Annotated in this window: 1 protein-coding gene; it reads left to right on the top strand. The window is 63.7% G+C overall.

The features are described from left to right. Window positions 1–32: 32 nt before the first annotated feature. Window positions 33–438, top strand: a 406-nt coding sequence (gene repC / locus J1W56_RS26205) for a plasmid replication protein RepC (protein WP_264319188.1), incomplete at its 3' end; no start/stop codon positions are given.

Below are 438 nucleotides of genomic sequence, written 5' to 3' on the forward strand. Positions count from 1 at the left end.
GATTTCTTTTGCCTATTGAAAGGTAGAAGACGATGCAGTCGGGGAATGCATTCACGACGCCCTTCGGGCGGCGATCGCTGTCGCTTGGCATGCTGGCAACGCAGGCGCAGGCGAGCGACGTCGATCCGCAGGCTTCGGTCGACAAATGGAAGCTGTTTCGCTCGTTGTGCGAGGCGCGGGCGCTGATCGGGATTTCCGACCGGGCGCTGGTGGTGCTCAACGCGCTGCTGACGTTCTATCCGCAGAACGCGCTCAGCGAGGCGGGCGGCCTGGTGGTGTTTCCGTCCAATGTGCAACTGTCGCTGCGCGCACACGGCATGGCGCCGGCAACGCTGCGCCGGCATTTGAGCGCGCTGGTGGAAACCGGCCTGATTTTCCGCAAGGACAGCCCCAATGGCAAGCGCTATGCACGCAAAGCCAGAACAGCGGGGGCGGGGG

The sequence above is a fragment of the Phyllobacterium calauticae genome (assembly GCF_019991125.1).
GTDB classification, from domain to species: domain Bacteria; phylum Pseudomonadota; class Alphaproteobacteria; order Rhizobiales; family Rhizobiaceae; genus Phyllobacterium; species Phyllobacterium calauticae.